Origin of the sequence: Maribacter aquimarinus (assembly GCF_047345505.1) — a bacterium.
In the GTDB taxonomy this organism is placed as follows: Bacteria; Bacteroidota; Bacteroidia; order Flavobacteriales; family Flavobacteriaceae; genus Maribacter.
This window is the reverse complement of record NZ_JBLFEO010000003.1, coordinates 13385-30248: the sequence shown is the minus strand read 5'-3', so window position 1 is coordinate 30248 and position 16864 is coordinate 13385. Positions and strand designations below refer to the sequence as shown.

Below are 16864 nucleotides of genomic sequence, written 5' to 3'. Positions count from 1 at the left end.
TTGTGTTTTATGTTTTCGTATCCTCACTGCCCCAGCACCTGCTCATAGGCCTGTTTCATTTCTTCCAATTTCTCCGGGCGGGATGCCGCCAGATTGTTCTGTTGTCCCAGATCGTCCTTCAGGTGGTAGAGCTGGTAATTGGGATCATTGCCAAGCTCTATGTTCACCAAGGTGTTTTTGGCGCGTCCGTTGTGTGGGGGTATCATGACCCAGTCTCCTTGGCGCAGGGCGGTTCTTCCCGTGGCCTCCAAGACCAGCTGCGCCCTGCCTTCGTTGCCCTTGCCCAGAAAGGTGTCCATCAGGGCCTTGCTGTCCGGCGCCCGTACATCACTTTCCGTCAATTGGGCCAGGGAACTCAAAAGGTCGAGTTGGGACACCAGTGCATCCGATACCCCAGGGGAGATCTTTCCTTTCCAATAGGCAAGGAAGGGCACCCGGGTTCCCGCCTCGAACAGGCTGTACTTGCCCCCGCGCAACGGCCCCGCGGGAATATGGTTTCCCAGTCGCTCCACGGACTCGTCCATATAGCCATCATCCACCACCGGGCCATTGTCACTGCTAAAGATAATGAGGGTGTTTTCCAGGATGCCGGCGGTTTCCAGGGTGTTTAGGAATTGGCCCACGCACCAATCGGCCTCCACGATCACATCGCCCCTTGGGCCCATTCCGGAACTCCCCACAAAGCGGGGGTGCGGGGTTCTGGGCACGTGGGGCTGCTGCAGCGCATAATACAGAAAAAACGGGCGGGCCTTGTGTTGGTTCACATAGGCTTGGGCTTCCTTTAAAAAAACATCGGCCATGTCCTCGTCGATCCACTTCGCGGCCTCGCCGCCCTTCATATATCCAATGCGGGATATGCCGTTAACAATGCTGTTGTCATGTCCGTGGGAGGGTTTCATTTTCAACAGCTCGGGCCGTTCCTTGCCGGTGGGCTCGCCCTCAAAATTTTTCTGGTAGTCCACCTGGATGGGGTCGTCCGCTTCCAAGCCCACTACCTTGCCGTTTTCAATGTACACGGTGGGCACCCGATCTTGGGTGGCCGCCATGATAAAGCTCTCGTCAAAGCCCACTTCGTTGGGCCCTGGCCCAATGGGTTCGTTCCAATTTACGGTGCCGGTGCCCAGTCCCAAATGCCATTTCCCCACAATGCCGGTGGCGTATCCCTGTTGTTTTAACATTTTTGGGAGGGTCATTTGGGCCGTGTCTATGATCAAGGGCGCCGTGCCGGGCAAGATCTTCGCCCTGGTGTTGCGCCACGGATAGGTGCCGGTGAGCAGGGCGTAACGACTGGGCGTACAGGTGGCGGAAGCGGCATGGCCGTTGGTGAAGCGCATGCCCCCATGGGCCAGACGGTCCAGATTTGGGGTCTCCAGTTCGGTGGCCCCATAGGCACCGAGTTCGCCGTAGCCCAGGTCATCGGCATAAATGATGACAATGTTGGGAAGCGCCCGTTCCGGTTTTTCTTCTTGCTTTTTACCTTTTTCTTGGCATGCGTTCATAAGGAACAGTGAAATAAGGGCCATAAGGCCCAAGGGAAGGCGCGTTTTCATAGGGAGTTGTTCTGCTGTTTTATGATGGTCCCTAAGATAGCAATACTTTTACACTGCCCGGGCTTTTGGGCCCTTGGTTTTTTGTGTCACGCAACGGTTGAAAAAATGGGGTCGCAACGGCTTGGCGATCAGGTCAAAAGGCCAAAGGGCTTTTTACATGTTGATAAAATGAAGTCTCCCCTTTCCCCAAAAAAGGCACCAACCCCTATTTTTGCGCCCTTTGGATTGTATGATGAGAAAATTACGGGTAGGGGACAAGGTGTACAACGCCACACAGAACGGTTTTTCAGATTTTGTGCGGTATTCTTTCTCGGAGGTGGTTTCTTTGACCAAGACCTTGGCCGTTCTCAAGAATGGGGTAAAGCTGTACAATGAGCCCAGGATATCCTATATCACGGAAAGTGTGGGGTATTCCGTTTCAAGACAAAAGGGAAAGCACTGGCACCTGGTGTCCCTGGAGGCCATACGAAAGGCCCAGTTGGAAAACGAGAACATTGCGGCCCACGAGTGGTTCCAGAAAAAGGAGTTTACCCTGGAAGAGAAGAAGCAAATCTACGCCCTGTTTGGGCAGCAAGGGGAAATTGTTCCCTAGGCCGGCCGTGGCATTACCGTCCTTAAACCTTACTTTTGCCCTATGGAAGAATGGTATCATTATCCCTTGCTGGTGTTGGTGGGCTTTGTGGTGGGCTTCATCAATACCCTTGCCGGTGGCGGATCCCTGTTGTCCCTTCCCATCTTAATTTTTGTTGGTCTGCCCAGCAACGTGGCCAATGGCACCAACCGGGTGGCCATCATTGTACAGACGGCCCTGGCCACGGCCGGCTTTAAAAGTAAGGGGGTTTCCACGGCCCCGTTCAACATCTATCTTGGCATTTCCGCTTTCTTTGGCTCCATTATCGGTGCCTACATTGCGGTAGATGTCTCGGGAGAGCTGTTTAACCGGATATTGGCCATTGTCATGATCTTGGTGGTCACCGTCATTGTGCTGAGCCCCAAAATGGGCAAAGGCCCCATGGAAGAGCGCCTAACGGGCAAGTACCTCTGGCTGGGCGTGATCGTCTTCTTCTTTTTTGGCATCTATGGGGGCTTTATCAATGCCGGCCTGGGGTTTTTAATGATCCTGTTCCTGCACTATGTGAACCGCATGTCCCTGGTGCGCGTCAATGCCACCAAGGTGGCGGTGGTGTTCATGTACATGCTCTCTGCCCTTGCGGTCTTTGCCTACAACGACAAGGTGAACTGGGGGGTGGGCCTTGTTTTGGCCCTGGGCAATGGGACAGGGGCTTGGGTGGCCAGCAGGGTCTCGGTCAGAAAGGGAGACGGCTTCATCAAGTTCTTTTTGGTGGTGATGGTGGTGGCCATGGCCGTAAAACTGTGGTTTTTTTAAGGTTTTGTTTCCAAATTCCGGGGTTGCGGTTGTGCCGGTACTGGGCTACCTTTGAACATAGGGATGAAGGTCGATGTGGGTTACCGCGGAACATCGGCCCATAAAAAGAGAATTATGCCAGGATTTGAATTGTTTGGGGAACGGGAACGGGAGCAAGTGAACGAAGTATTGCAGACCGGCGTGTTGATGCGCTATGGTTTTGATGGCATGCGCAACAACGTCTGGAAGGCCAGGGAACTGGAAGAGGCGGTGGCCAAAAGGATGCAGACCCGTTACGCCCAAGCGGTGAGCAGTGGCACGGCGGCCCTTACCGTGGCCCTGCAGAGTGCGGGCGTTGGCGCCGGGGACGAGGTCATTATGCCCACCTTTACCTTCGTGGCCAGTTTTGAGTCCATCCTCGCCATTGGGGCCGTTCCCATTTTGGTGGATGTGGACGATACCCTTACCCTGGACCCAAAGTGCGTTGCCAGGGCCATTACCCCGCGCACCAAGGTGGTCATGCCGGTGCACATGTGCGGATCCATGGCCGACCTGGACGCTCTAAAGGAGATTTGCGACACCCACGGACTCTTGTTGTTGGAAGACGCCTGCCAGGCCATTGGTGGCAGTTATGGGGGCAAGCCCCTGGGGAGCTATGGCGACCTGGGCTGTTTTTCTTTTGATTATGTGAAGACCATTACCTGTGGGGAAGGTGGGGCCCTGATCACCGATAATGAGCGCTTTCACAAGAATGCCGACCATTACTCCGATCACGGGCACGATCACCTTGGGAGCGATCGCGGGGCGGATGCGCATCCGTTTTTGGGCTATAACTTTAGGATATCCGAGCTCAATGCCGCCGTGGGATGCGCCCAGATCAAACGTTTGGACGAGTTTTTGGCCCTACAGAAAAGGCATTATGACATCATGCGCAAGGCCATTGGCCCCATTGAGGGCATTGCCTTTAGGCGGGTTCCAGCGGGGGGCGTGGAAAACTATTCCTTCCTCAATTTCTTTTTGCCCAGCCGGCCATTGGCCCAAAAAGCACAACAGGCCCTCACGGAGGCCGGGGTGGACGCTTGTTTTTATTGGTACGATAACAATTGGCACTATTACAGAAAATGGGCACATCTTACTCATTTGACCTCCCTGGGCAAGTTGCCCCAGGAAATAGTGCAACAGTTGCCAGATTATGAAAAGTCGAATTTCTCGCAGTCCGATCACTGGGTGGGGCGCACCCTGTCCTGTTTGGTTAAAATTGGCTGGACAAGGGCCGAGGTGGAAGAACGCGCACAAAAAATGGCCCAGGTACTGAAAAGGGTATTGGCGGCACCGCAATGATTTGGCCCTGGCAACCACCCTTACCGGGAAAGTAAGGTCAGATGTGGTACGCTCCCTTCATTGGCACCGCCAAAGGGTTTGATGCTCCTAGGCCTGCCTGGAAATTAAAATTCAGTTTTTTGTTAATGTCTTGTGGGCTTGCCCCCAGGTAGTCTGCTCGTGTGTGGTAGTCCCGTTTTTGTGGGGGATGGCCACCTGCCAATGGAGCCCTTTCCGTTAAGGGGTTTACGCCTTTTTTTGGCCACCACTTCATCCATGTGATCCCGTACCGCCCAAACGGTGGTTCAGCGGCCTGTTTTGTGTGCGATGTACAAGGGCATCAATAGGATACGTACTCCACGATCTCCAGTCCATAACCAACAATGCCCACGCGTTTGGCCTGTGGATTGTTGGTGAGCAGCCTTATCTTTGAAATGCCCAGGTCATGCAAGATCTGCGCCCCAATGCCAAAATCACGGGCATCCATCTCTATTTTGGGGGCTTTGTAAATGCCCTTTTTTTGCAGTTCCTTCAGTTCCGAAAGTCGGGAGAGAATGTTCAGGGAGCCCGTATCCTGATTGATGAACACTATGGCGCCCTTGCCCTCTTTTTCAATGGCGGCGAACATGTCTTCCAGCTTTTGGTCCGGACGGTTGGTCAAGGTGCCCAAAATATCGTTGTTGATCAGGGTGGAGTTGATTCGGGTGGGAATGCCCTCTCCCTTGTCCCAACTGCCCTTGGTCAGTGCAATGTGCACGTGGTTGTTGGTGGTCTGTTTGTAGGCCCTGAGCCTAAACTCCCCGAAACGTGTTGTAATGTCAAAGTCATGGGCCTTTTCAATGAGGCTGTCGTGTTCCATTCGGTAGGCCACCAGGTCCTCTATGGAGACAATCTTGAGATTGAACTTTTTGGCCACCTCCATCAGTTGGGGCAGGCGGGCCATGGAGCCGTCCTCGTTCATGATCTCCACGATGATGCCGGCGGGCTTTAGCCCGGCCAAACGGGCAAAATCTATGGCCGCCTCGGTATGCCCGGTTCTACGGAGCACCCCGCCTTCCTTGGCCACCAGGGGAAAGATGTGCCCCGGCCTGGCCAGGTCGTGGGGTTTGGTGTTTTGGTCCACCAGGGCGCATACCGTCTTGGAGCGGTCCGCGGCAGATATGCCCGTGGTAACCCCGTGGCCCCTGAGGTCCACCGATACCGTGAAGGCGGTTTCCATGGGGTCCGTATTGTTGTGCACCATCATCTGCAGCCCAAGTTCTTGGCACCTGCCCTCCGTCAACGGGGCGCAGATGAGACCTCTGCCGTGCTTGGCCATAAAGTTCACGGTCTCTGGGGTGGCCAGTTCTGCCGCCGCCAGGAAATCGCCCTCGTTTTCACGGTTTTCATCGTCCACCACGATAATGACCTTACCGGCCTTGATGTCCTCAATGGCCTCGGCTATGGTGTTCAGTTGTATGGTGTTTGTTGTCTTAGTTGTCATCTGCAGTACTTCGCTTCTTGAATAGGTTTGTAAAGAAATCGGTCATCGCTCCAAAATTAACCATGCCCTTGTCCTCGGTGGCCCTTTTGGTGAGGTAAATGCCCAGGGGCAGCATGATCAAGGTAGAGAGCCAAGCACCCAATATGGGGTGTATGTTGCCCTCCTTGGCGTAGTTGCCGGCAAACACCCCAATGAAGTAATAGATCAAAAACAGGATAATGGCCACCACCATGGGCAGTCCAAGGCCTCCTTTTCTGATAATGGCGCCCAAGGGGGCCCCCACAAAGAAGAGGATGATACAGGAAAAGGCCAGGGCGTATTTGGTGTGCAGTGACAGAATGTGCATGTTGTAGTTCTTGTAGCGGTTCTGCATCTCGTTCTTTTTGCCCTTCACAGAGCCCAGAATGCTGCTCACGGCATTTTTGGCATTGCTCATGATCTGTACTTTCTGCCAGTCTTCATAGATGTTCAAAATATTTTCCCTGGCCAGTTTTTGCTTGGCGGTGTCTTGCCGGGTCAGGGCATATTTTGCTTCCCTGATGGAGTCGTTTCTTTTGCGAACCGCATTTTTGGTGATCAAGGTGTCTTCCTGCGCCAGCGGCACAAAAGCGCCCATACGGCTTTTGATGTTTTTTGAAAAGGCCCTGACAATGCGGTAGTTGTCATTCTTTATGGAGTCAATGTCCTTGACCAGCCGGTTAATGTTCTTCATCTTGGCCGTACTGATGTCCCGTTCCTCTTCGAGGTCCACATTGTTGAGCTCGCTCAGGTCAATGTTCATGATATAGGTATCAAAATTGGCCTGTGCAAAAGGGTATTTCAATTTGGAGCCGGTGTTGTTGGTAACGATGTCCTTGTAATAATGCCCATCGGTTAGGATAAGTTGAAGGATATCTGAATTCTTGCTGCTCACCAATTCCCCCGTCCGGGCCTTGATCACCGTGGTGTTCACTTTTGTTTTGGATTTTTCATGGATGATGACGTTGCGCAGAAAGCGGTCGTTCTCGCCGTACTTCTCATCTACCTTAATGTTCATGTCCGCGGCTTCAAAATCACTGAAAACCCCTTCGGTCACGGCAGCGGCGGGCTTTACCTTGGCAATGTTCTTCCTAAGGTTGTAGATCTTGCGCTGGGAAAGGGGGATCACATTGTTGGCAAAGAAGAACGTGACCCCGCCCAAAATGGTGACAAAGATGATGAGGCTGGCCATGGAGCGCTGCAGGGAGATGCCCGAAGCCTTCATCGCGGCAAACTCATAATTTTCCGCAAAGGTGCCAAAGGTGAGGATGGAGGATAGCAGTACCGTTAACGGGAGTACTTTCTCGGTAAGGTCGGGCATCAGATAGAACAAAAACTTGCCAATGATCACAATGTCCAAGCCCTTGCCCGCCAAGTCGTCTATGAACAGCCAAATCGTCTGAAAGATGAAAATGAACATCAGTATAACGAAAGAGCTGAAAAAATTAAAGGCAAATCTTGACAGTATATACCGATCCAGTATTCTCAAAAGTCCTAATTTCTTATAATGTAGTAGCCCTCTTCCTCGTATTTGGAAGCGTCAAATTTAAATAAGGTTTCCGAGAGGGGCTGGTCCGTTTTAAAAGAATTAACAGTAATGGTGGTCACCGTTCCGTTCTTTCCCGTTTCAATGAGCTTGTAGATGTGCTTGGTGCCCATATCAATGCCCAACAACCTTGACTTTATCTCGGAGTCGCTGTCAATGGGGGTGAGCTTCACATATTGGATTTTTCTTCCCTGTACGTTCTGCAGTATGTCCCAGGCGTAGTTGTGGCCCTCTTGGTAAAAGGTGAGCATTTTGGAAGGGGTCATGGCATCGGTCTCCTCAGATTTGCTCTCCATGACCACTTCTTCGTTTTCCGGGACTATGGTGTACACCTGTTGGCCATCGTACATCTGCTGGGAGCCCAAATAATTGAAGAGGTATTTGTCCCCTTTCAAGGTCACGTCGCCACGGGTCTCCTGGTTGATGCCCGCCTCCGCATTTTTCAGGTCGAAACGGAAATCGACATACACATTGTCATAGCTTTTGACCTTGGCATATACCTCATCCAAAAGGGCCTTGGCCTTGTCCGCACCTTGGGCGTTCACGGCATGGGCCACAATGGCAAAGAAGAGCGGAAATAGTATTTTTTTCATTGTTGTTCGTTTAAAATGGTTTGGCCCATAGGGCTCATAAAGCGTTCTTTTGATCGTTCGTTATAATTTTACCACCATGCCGGTTCTGCCCCTGTTTTTGTACGGGGCCCAAGGCTATGCGCCACCGGGCAGTCGGTTGGCTTCATCGTCAAAAAACTGTTGCAGGGCCTGTAGGTCCGGGATGATCACCTGTCTGGCCTTACTGCCTTCAAAGGGCCCCACGATACCGGCGGCCTCCAATTGGTCCATAATGCGGCCCGCCCGGTTGTAGCCCAGCTTTAACTTCCTCTGTATGAGGGATGTGGATCCCTGTTGTGCTATGACCACAACTTCTGCGGCCTCTCGGAACATGGGGTCGCGGTCGCCAATATCATTATCAAGACCTGTGCCAGAATCTTCCCCGGCATATTCCGGTAGTTCGTGGGCGTCTGGGTAGGCACGCTGGCTCCCTATGTAATCCACTATTTTGGCCACTTCGGGCGTGTCCACAAAGGCACACTGAATACGGGTAACGTCATTGCCCTGGGTATAGAGCATGTCGCCACGGCCTATGAGCTGATCGGCCCCTTGGGCGTCCAAAATGGTGCGCGAATCTATTTTAGAGGTGACCCTAAAGGCAATGCGTGCCGGGAAGTTGGCCTTGATCAGGCCGGTGATCACATTCACGGACGGCCGTTGGGTGGCCACGATGAGGTGTATGCCAATGGCCCGGGCCAATTGTGCCAAACGGGCAATGGGCCCCTCCACTTCCTTGCCGGCCGTCATGATCAGATCGGCAAATTCGTCTATGACCAGTACAATGTAGGGCAGGAATTTGTGGCCGTCATTGGGGTTGAGCTTCCGTGCCTTGAACTTGGTGTTGTATTCCCTAAGGTTGCGCACCATGGCCAGTTTCAGCAGTTCGTAGCGGTTGTCCATTTCTATGCACAGGGAGTTCAGGGTATTGATCACCTTGGTGTTGTCGGTGATAATGGCCTCCTCGGAATCGGGGAGCTTGGCCAGGAAGTGCCGCTCTATTTTGTTGTACAGCGTCAGTTCCACTTTTTTGGGGTCCACCAAGATGAACTTCACCTCGGCCGGATGCTTTTTGTAGAGCAGGGAGGTGAGCACGGCGTTGAGGCCCACCGATTTCCCTTGCCCGGTGGCGCCGGCCATCAAGAGGTGCGGCATCTTGGCCAGGTCCACCACAAAGGTCTCGTTGCTAATGGTCTTGCCAAAGGCTATGGGCAGTTCCATCTCGGCACCCTGGAATTTTTTGGAGGCGATGACCGAGCGCATGGAGACAATGGTGGCATTTTTGTTGGGCACCTCTATGCCTATGGTGCCCTTGCCGGGAATGGGGGCAATGATGCGTATGCCCAGTGCGGCCAGGGACAGGGCAATATCGTCTTCCAGGTTCTTGATCTTGGAAATGCGAACGCCGGCCTCGGGCACAATTTCATAAAGGGTCACCGTGGGGCCAATGGTGGCCTTGATCTGGGCAATGCCAATTTTATAGTTTTTCAAGGTATCCACAATGCGGTCCTTGTTCTCTTCCAGTTCCTCTTGGTTAATGGTGATGCCGCCGGTAACGCCGTGGGGATCCAGGAGGTCCAAAGTGGGGAACTTGTAGTTGCCCAGTTCCAGGGTGGGATCAAATTCCCCAAAATCTTCCACCAATTTGCTGGCCAGGGCATCGGTTTCCAAAGGCTCCTCGGTGGTGGTGGCCACTTCCATGTCCAGGGAGGGCCCATGGTCCTCGTCCGTGGTCGGGGTGATCTCCAGGTCCTTGGAGGGCTCCTCCTTTTCCAGGGCGGGAATGTCCTTCTTATGGGTATAGGTGTCCAGCACCACCGGAACTTCCTCTTCCAGCGGGGTCACCGGGTCTGGCTCCTCATAAGGACTTTCGGGCTCTTTTTTAAAGGATTCCCGAAGGGCCTTCCCTTTGCCTTGGGCATAGGACACCACCATGTCCGGGGTAATGTTGAACAGCCGCACCATGATGAACACAAACCCGAAGATGAGCAGCAGCACCACGCCGATCTTCCCGGTGTAGTCTTGCAGAAAATCGTTCATTTCATAGCCCACCAGGCCGCCCAATAGGGGGTGCTCCGTGGCAAAGAAGCCTAGAAAAATGGAAATCCAAACCACGAAAATGAGGCCCCAAATCCAAAGTTTCCACAGTTTTGCCTTCTTCCAGCCCATGAACATGAAAATCCCCGTAGTGCCCGTTAAGAGGGGCAGCAGCATGGCGGCAAGGCCAAAGCCCCGGTACACAAAGAAATGGCCCGTGGCCGCTCCAAATTTGTTCAAGAGGTTCTTGGTCTGTTCGTTGCGATCGGCAAACGTACTGAGCTGGCTTTGATCGTACTGCCAGGTAGTGTAGAACGATGCAAAGGCTATAAGGAGGGCAATACTTAGCAGTGCCACCAAACTCCCCAGAATGATTTTGTTCTGTTTGGAGAGTTTAAAAGACGTCTTTTTTTTGGGGGGTGCAGGCTTTCTTTTGGATGCCTTTTTTGCCATAGCGCTCTAATTCTCGGCTAAATTACAAATTTAGGCACGTTGCCAAAGTAAACCGGGCACTAAAAAAATTTGGGCAGGTAAATAATGGCACCAATGAGCACGGCCCCAATGGAGACCAGCATAACGGCGCCCGCAGCAACATCCTTGATCAGTCCAATTTTGGGTTCATGGCCGGGGTGCACAAAATCGCACAGTTTTTCCACGGCGGTGTTCAGGCCCTCCACGCCCATGACCATGGCAATGGCGGTGATCTGGAACATCCATTCCGTGGCCGAGATGTCCATGACAACACCAAGGACGGTCATAAGAACGGCCAGCCCCATCTGTATCTGAATGCTGGGTTCGCTGCGCAAAAGCAGTAAAGCGCCCCGAAAAGCATAACCAATGCTTCTGAGGCGATTTACCACAAGGGATTCCTTTGTCATCAGGGGAAGGTGCTAAGCGGTCTTAAGGGCTTCCAGGGCGGCCTTGTAATTGGGCTCGTCCACAATTTCGGCCACTTGTTCGCTGTAGAGGACCTTTCCGTTCTCGTCCAAGACCACCACGGCGCGCGAGTGCAGGGGGGCCAAGGGGCCATCCGTAAACGTAAGGTTATAGGCCGATCCAAAATTACCATCCTTGAAATCGCTCAACATTTCCACGTTTTCAATGCCCTCTGCGCCACAGAAGCGGGCCTGGGCAAAGGGAAGGTCCTTTGAGATGCAGAGCACCTTGGTGTTCTCCAGTGCCGCCGCTTCTTGGTTAAACTGCCTCACGGATTGGGCACAGGTACCGGTGTCCACACTGGGAAAGACGTTCAGGATCACCCTGGATCCGGCATAGTCCGATAATTTGGCCGCGGAAAGGTCGTTCTTGGTCAATTCAAAACCAGGTGCCTTGCTGCCGTTGGCGGGCAATTGTCCCTTGGTGTGTATTTCACTTCCTTTAAGTGTTACTGTTGCCATTGTATCAATTTTAAAATTAGGAGGGAAAAATAAAAATAAAAAAGGGATACCCCGCCGATCATTTAGCTAAAAGTATCCCAAAATGGATGCTGCCCGGCAGGGGAACGGGTCGGTGCGCGTCACCAAAGATGGCGCGCCCTTGAAAAGTTGAACCCAAAACCGACAGTGTGGAGTGGATGAGGCACATGAAGCCCTTGGAGGTGACGGATTTTTTATGCGCCGCGCACGCCTCAGGCATCAATGGCCCCGGTGACCCGTTGCATGAACTGGTTCAGGGCCTCTTTTTTGGGGGTGCCCTCCTTCACGGCCCTGTGCACTTCCAGGGCGCCGTACATGTTGGAGATCACCTCGCCCAAAACGTCCAGATCCTGGTCCTTTAGGGAACCCAGTTCCGTAAGGTCTTCCAATGTGGCAATGGTTTCCACCACAAAGTCCTCATCGTTCCGTTCTATGAAATTTGTAAGGTGCTTAATTACTGGAAGCTTCATGTACCAATTCTTTTAGAACATCATACTTATTGGTCTGCACCTGATTTTTGAATTCCCCTGAGGAAAACCGCGCAAAGGTGGGCAGGTTGTCCACTTGCGCCAGTTTGCGCGATTCGGGGAATTTTTCGGCATCGGCCAGGACAAAGGTGATGTCTTCGTTCGCGGCCGATTCCTTTTTGAACTTTGGCTTCATGATGCGGCAATTTCCGCACCACGTGGCAGAGTACTGTACGATCACATTTTTGTGCTCCGCCACAATTTCCTGGAGATTGTCTTTTTCCAATTCTACTAACATACTATAAGGTGTTGAAAAGCCCCGCCCAGAAGAGGCGGGGCCCAAGGTTTTACTTTTTTTAGTTGGAGTGTGCGGCCAAATATTGGGCCACCCCTTTACGATCGGCGGTCATGGCTTCTTTGCCCTCTTCCCAGTTTGCCGGGCACACCTCGCCTTTTTCCTGGACGTGGGTGTAGGCGTCAATGAGCCTTAGGTATTCGTTCACGTTACGGCCCAGGGGCATGTGGTTGATGCCTTCGTGGAAGACGGTGCCCTCCTCGTCAATGAGATAGGTGGCGCGGTAGGTCACGTTGTCGCCCTCTACCGTCAAGATACCGGTATCTTCATTGTACTTCTCATCCGTAATGTCCAAAATGCCCAAGGTGTTGGCCAGGTTGCGGTTGCTGTCTGCCAGCAGCGGATAGGTAACGCCCTCAATGCCGCCGTTGTCCCTGTCGGTGTTCAACCAGGCAAAGTGCACTTCGGCCGTATCACAAGAGGCGCCGATCACCTTGGTGTTCTTGTCCTCAAAAGCCTTCAGGGCATCCTGAAAGGCCAAGAGCTCCGTGGGGCACACAAAGGTAAAATCCTTGGGATACCAAAAGAGCAGTACTTTTTTGTTGTTCTTTTGGGCTTCCTCCAAGACGTTGAGCTTAAAGGTATCGCCCATTTCGTCCATTGCGTTTACACTGAGGTCTGGAAATTTTTTTCCTACAAATGTCATTTTCAAAAATGTTTAGTTCGTTAACAGATTCTGGTACAAAGGTAGTCCGGAAGTGGGGCGGGGCCCAGCTTGCCAAATTGGAAAATCCAATGAAAGGATAGCCTTGGGATATGGCGCAAAATTTAAGCGAGCATCACTATCATTTCCATACCAATGTAAGGTGATTCTTAGGGAATCCACAGCAATGCACACCTATATTTGACGTCCTCATAAAAGTGGAAATTTTGCGAATTTTTCCCCTGATTTTAGCCCTGTCGCACCGCTTTTTTGGGTAAGGTTTTTTTAGGTCGATGGGCCATTCCGTTATCCCCTTGAAAATGAGCTGATGGAAGGTTTCATCTTGGGCCTTGCATCAAAAAAAGAAGGGCACCTATGTTTGCCATGGTCCATTTTTCTTTTTCGAGGGCCCAACAAAAGAATTCAATTTCTTTGGCCAATCTCCAAACGAGAACTGGCATAAGAGGACACCGCCGGGATGGGCCGCCAAAAAGCCTATGGCTCGGGTTGGCATTAACGGGGTTTAAAAACGAAAAGGGCAAGCTGTTTTCCGTACAGATTGATGCTAACGGAAATTTAACTTCCCAGAATGCGGATTATGGAGTGGTTTCGGGAACGGGCCGAACCTTTTTGTGCACCAGTTGTTTTATCTTAATGTTGAAGGCCGCGAACAAAAGGGTCATGATCGGGCTTAGCCAGTTGAAAACGGCATAGAAGAAATAGTCCGTTACACCTACGCCCAGGACACCGCTGTGGTAGGCACCACACGTGTTCCACGGAATGAGCACGGAGGTCACGGTCCCCGAGTCCTCCAAGGTGCGGCTCAGGTTCTCCGGGGCAAGACCTTTATCGGCGTAGGCCTTGCTGAACATTTTGCCGGGCACCACAATGGCCAGGTACTGATCGGAGGCCGTGACGTTCAGGGCCAGACAGCTGCCCACGGTACTGGCAAAAAGGCTAAAGGTGCTGGAGGCCAGGGAAAGCAGGGCTTTGGTAATACGGGCCAAGGCCCCGATACCGTCCATGACGCCCCCAAACACCATGGCACAGACAATGAGCCAAATGGTGCCCAGCATCCCTGCCATGCCCTTGGCCGCAAAAAGGTCGCTCAGGGCCTGGTTGTCCGTGGGAATCTCCGTGCTTACGGTTATGGCCTCCAAAATGCCCCGATATCCGGACTGTAGGTCCAACTGCTGGGCGCCCGCAATGCCGGCTACCACATTGGGCTGAAAGATAAGGGCAAAGAGGGCCCCCAACAAGGTGCCCACCAACAGGGCGGCCAAGGGCGGTGTTTTTTTTATGATAAGGCCCACCACCACCACGGGCACCAAGAACAGCCAACCATTGATGTTGAACGAGGCCTCTATGGAGGTAAGGATCGAGGCCACATCGGCCTGGCCGCTGGTGTCAATGTTCAGGCCAATGATGATGAACACCAGCAGGGTAACCGAGATCGTGGGCACGGTGGTATAGAGCATGTACTTAATGTGGGTAAAGAGTTCGCCCCCGGCCATGGCAGGAGCCAGGTTGGTGGTATCGCTCAAGGGGGAGAGCTTGTCCCCAAAATAGGCCCCGGAGAGGACGGCTCCCGCGGTCATTCCCATGCCAATGCCAAGGGCCTCCCCAATGCCCACCAGGGCAATGCCCACGGTGGCGGAGGTGGTCCAGCTGCTGCCGGTGGCCACTGAAATGACGGCACATATAATGACGCAGGCCGCCAAAAAAATGGTGGGGTTCAGTACTTGCAACCCGTAGTAGATCATGGCTGGGATAATGCCACTGGCCAGCCAAGTGCCCGCCAGCGCGCCCACCATAAGGAGGATCAGCAGCGCCCCGGTGGTGCTTTTTACGTTCTCCGCCACTTCGGCCAACATCCTTTTATAGGGCACTTTGTTGCGTATGCCAACAACGGCCGCCACTGCGCCCCCCAAAAGCAAGATGAACTGGTTGGAACCGCTCAGGGCATCGTCTCCAAAGACATAGACATTGTAGGCCAGCATGGCCACCAGTACCACCACCGGGATCAGGGCCTCAAAAATGCTCAGTTCGTTGTTCTCGTTCACTGTGGCATTTTGTTGCTGCTCCTTTGGTTTGGGTTTGGCCATTCTGTTTCCGTTTGGTTCTGGGGTAATATTACGATTTAAGCCACGAATGTGCAACTTTGATCGCCCGGGGACTAAGACCGTTGTTTTTCGGAATCCAAAATGTGCAGCTGCCGCATACAGTCCCGCATCATTTGGTAGGTACGTTCAATATCGTCGTCCAGGCCAATGGAGAAACGGATCAGCCCTTCCCCAAGTCCCATTTCTTTTTGTTCCTCCAAGGGGATTTCCGAAGAGGTGGAGCTTCCCGGTGCACTGAAGAGGGTTTTGTAAAAACCAAGGCTCACCGCCAGATAGCCCAGTTTTTTGTCCTGCATTCGCTCCATCAGGGCATTGGCCTTTTCCAAGGAGCCCACATCCAGGGTCAGGAGGCCGCCAAAACCATAATCGCGGTTCATCTGGTCTTCCATGATCAAGTGGCCCGGGTGCGAGGGCAGTCCGGGATACATGACCCTTAGGCCATCTTCTTGAAACCTTTGGGCCAGGTACAGGGCATTTTGGCTGTGTTTTTTCATGCGAAGGTGCAGGGTGCGCATGTTCTTGAGGATGGAGGCTGCCCGTAGGCTGTCCAACGTACTGCCCAGCAACATCCCCGCCCCACTGTTCACATCCTTGAGCGATAGGCAAAAGTCCTTGCTCCCGCAGATGGCCCCCGCCACGCAATCGCTCGTGCCGTTGATGAACTTGGTCAGGCTGTGGATCACCACACTGGCCCCCAGTTTTGCCGGCGAAATGGAAAGTGGTGAAAAGGTGTTGTCCACCACCAGGGGGATGTGGTGCTCCTTGGCCAAACGGGCCAGTGCGGCCAGGTCTGCCACTTCCAGGAGCGGATTGCTCACACTCTCGCAGTAGATCATTTTGGTCTTTGGCGTAATGGCCGCTTTCACCGCCTTGAGGTCGGTAATGTCCAAAAAGTGGGTCTGGATGTTGAATTTCTTGAGAAAATTCTTCATGAGGGCGTAGGTGCCGCCATAAACGGTGCGGCTGCTCACAATGTGGTCATTGGCCCCGCAGAGCTCCATGATCACGGCAGAAATGGCCCCCATACCGCTGGCGGTGACATTGGCGGTCTCCGTGCCCTCCAGGGCGGCAAGCGCCTCTCCCAGGTACAGGTTGGAGGGCGAGGAGTGCCTGCTGTAGAGGTAGCAGCCCTCGGTATTGCCCTCAAAGGTATCGAACATGGTCTTTGCCGATAGAAACGTGTAGGTAGAGGAGTCCGATATGGACGGGTTCACGCCCCCGTACTCTCCAAAATACTGAAGGTCCTGTAGATCGTTAGTGGCTTTTTTGCTCATTTTTATCAACTTTTATCATTCATAAAAATAGGAATTTATCGAATGAATTACAACATTGATTGGTTTAAGCCGATATATTATCTAATTTTATAGAAAATTTAGAATATTAATCCATAAAGCAGGGCTTTCCTGCTCGGATGTGGAAAAAACGGCACCGATGATGTTGGACATTCACGATCTTAAGTTGTTGCAGCTGTTGCAACAGAACGCCAAAAGGACCACCAAGGAGTACGCCCACCGTTTGGGCCTTTCCACCACGGCCGTTTACGAGCGCATCAAGAAATTGGAACGCCAGGGGATGGTGTTGCACTACGTGGCTTTATTGGACAAGAAGAAGGTAGCGCTGGATTTCGTGGTCTTTTGCCATGTGCGGCTTACCCGGCATACCCAGGCAAACATTGGTTATTTTGAAAGGGAGGTGATGAAGCTTCCGGAGGTCATGGAGTGCCACCACCTCAGCGGGGACTATGACTATCTTTTAAAGATCGTGGTACGCGATATGGAGGCCTACCGGCACTTTATGGTGGCAAAGCTCACGGCCATAGAGCACATTGGCAGCACCCAGAGCTCCTTTACCATTAAGGAGGTTAAGCATACCACCGCACTGCCACTGCTGCCCTAGGGGTGCCGTTTGCCCACAAAGCTGGCCCATCCGGGCC

General features: G+C 52.8%; 16 protein-coding genes. 4 read left to right on the top strand and 12 right to left on the bottom strand.

The annotated features are described in order from the left end of the window. Window positions 1-23: 23 nt before the first annotated feature. On the bottom strand, window positions 24-1499 hold the full coding sequence (locus ACKWCC_RS02905; RefSeq protein ID WP_413994570.1) for a sulfatase family protein: 1476 nt from the start codon (window positions 1497-1499) through the stop codon (window positions 24-26). Window positions 1500-1782: 283 nt separating this feature from the next. On the opposite strand from ACKWCC_RS02905, the gene ACKWCC_RS02900 reads away from it, so the two are divergent. The 3 genes from ACKWCC_RS02900 (at window position 1783) to ACKWCC_RS02890 (ending at window position 4257) form a co-directional block, all read left to right on the top strand. Continuing rightward, a complete protein-coding gene (locus ACKWCC_RS02900; protein WP_413994401.1) occupies window positions 1783-2142 on the top strand; it encodes a pyruvate kinase in 360 nt (119 codons plus the stop codon). A 42-nt stretch (window positions 2143-2184) separates the two neighbouring features. Continuing rightward, entirely contained in the window at window positions 2185-2937 is a 753-nt protein-coding gene (locus ACKWCC_RS02895) for a sulfite exporter TauE/SafE family protein (protein ID WP_413994400.1), read from the top strand. A 114-nt stretch (window positions 2938-3051) separates the two neighbouring features. After that, the gene (locus ACKWCC_RS02890) at window positions 3052-4257 is read left to right on the top strand and encodes a DegT/DnrJ/EryC1/StrS family aminotransferase (protein ID WP_413994399.1); all 1206 of its coding nucleotides are present in this window, start codon (window positions 3052-3054) and stop codon (window positions 4255-4257) included. A gap of 319 nt (window positions 4258-4576) precedes the next feature. Here ACKWCC_RS02890 and ribB read toward each other — a convergent pair whose 3' ends face one another. The 11 genes from ribB to ACKWCC_RS02835 all read right to left on the bottom strand — a co-directional run bounded on the left by ribB (window position 4577) and on the right by ACKWCC_RS02835 (window position 16205). After that, window positions 4577-5719 (bottom strand): 3,4-dihydroxy-2-butanone-4-phosphate synthase, encoded by a 1143-nt coding sequence (ribB, locus tag ACKWCC_RS02885; RefSeq protein ID WP_413994398.1) that lies wholly within the window; start codon window positions 5717-5719, stop codon window positions 4577-4579. Then, the gene (locus ACKWCC_RS02880) at window positions 5709-7157 is read right to left on the bottom strand and encodes an LptF/LptG family permease (protein WP_413994397.1); all 1449 of its coding nucleotides are present in this window, start codon (window positions 7155-7157) and stop codon (window positions 5709-5711) included. The genes ribB and ACKWCC_RS02880 overlap by 11 nt, the downstream gene beginning before the upstream one ends. Window positions 7158-7231: 74 nt before the next feature. After that, window positions 7232-7876: an outer membrane lipoprotein periplasmic chaperone LolA1 gene (locus ACKWCC_RS02875; RefSeq protein WP_413994396.1), complete on the bottom strand. Its 645-nt coding sequence runs from the start codon at window positions 7874-7876 to the stop codon at window positions 7232-7234. A gap of 114 nt (window positions 7877-7990) precedes the next feature. Beyond that, window positions 7991-10381 (bottom strand): FtsK/SpoIIIE family DNA translocase, encoded by a 2391-nt coding sequence (locus ACKWCC_RS02870; protein ID WP_413994395.1) that lies wholly within the window; start codon window positions 10379-10381, stop codon window positions 7991-7993. Between the two features lie 59 nt (window positions 10382-10440). Continuing rightward, complete coding sequence (locus ACKWCC_RS02865) at window positions 10441-10806, bottom strand: diacylglycerol kinase (protein WP_413994394.1); 366 nt, start codon at window positions 10804-10806, stop codon at window positions 10441-10443. Window positions 10807-10818: 12 nt separating this feature from the next. After that, window positions 10819-11325 carry a thiol peroxidase gene (tpx, locus tag ACKWCC_RS02860; RefSeq protein WP_413994393.1) on the bottom strand — a complete coding sequence of 169 codons (507 nt, stop codon included), beginning with the start codon at window positions 11323-11325 and terminating at the stop codon, window positions 10819-10821. A 230-nt stretch (window positions 11326-11555) separates the two neighbouring features. Next, window positions 11556-11813, bottom strand: coding sequence for a DUF6952 family protein (locus ACKWCC_RS02855; protein ID WP_413994392.1), 258 nt, complete (start codon window positions 11811-11813; stop codon window positions 11556-11558). Further along, a complete protein-coding gene (locus ACKWCC_RS02850; protein ID WP_413994391.1) occupies window positions 11794-12108 on the bottom strand; it encodes a thioredoxin family protein in 315 nt (104 codons plus the stop codon). Before ACKWCC_RS02850 ends, ACKWCC_RS02855 begins: the two co-directional genes overlap by 20 nt. A 58-nt stretch (window positions 12109-12166) precedes the next feature. Further along, window positions 12167-12811, bottom strand: coding sequence for a peroxiredoxin (locus ACKWCC_RS02845; protein WP_413994390.1), 645 nt, complete (start codon window positions 12809-12811; stop codon window positions 12167-12169). Between the two features lie 593 nt (window positions 12812-13404). Next, window positions 13405-14913 (bottom strand): Na+/H+ antiporter NhaC, encoded by a 1509-nt coding sequence (gene nhaC, locus ACKWCC_RS02840; protein WP_413994389.1) that lies wholly within the window; start codon window positions 14911-14913, stop codon window positions 13405-13407. 71 nt (window positions 14914-14984) lie between these two features. Continuing rightward, window positions 14985-16205 carry an aminotransferase class I/II-fold pyridoxal phosphate-dependent enzyme gene (locus ACKWCC_RS02835; RefSeq protein ID WP_413994388.1) on the bottom strand — a complete coding sequence of 407 codons (1221 nt, stop codon included), beginning with the start codon at window positions 16203-16205 and terminating at the stop codon, window positions 14985-14987. Window positions 16206-16362: 157 nt separating this feature from the next. Between ACKWCC_RS02835 and ACKWCC_RS02830 the strand changes: the two genes are divergently transcribed. Continuing rightward, the gene (locus tag ACKWCC_RS02830) at window positions 16363-16827 is read left to right on the top strand and encodes an Lrp/AsnC family transcriptional regulator (RefSeq protein ID WP_413994387.1); all 465 of its coding nucleotides are present in this window, start codon (window positions 16363-16365) and stop codon (window positions 16825-16827) included. The last annotated feature ends 37 nt before the right edge of the window (window positions 16828-16864 follow it).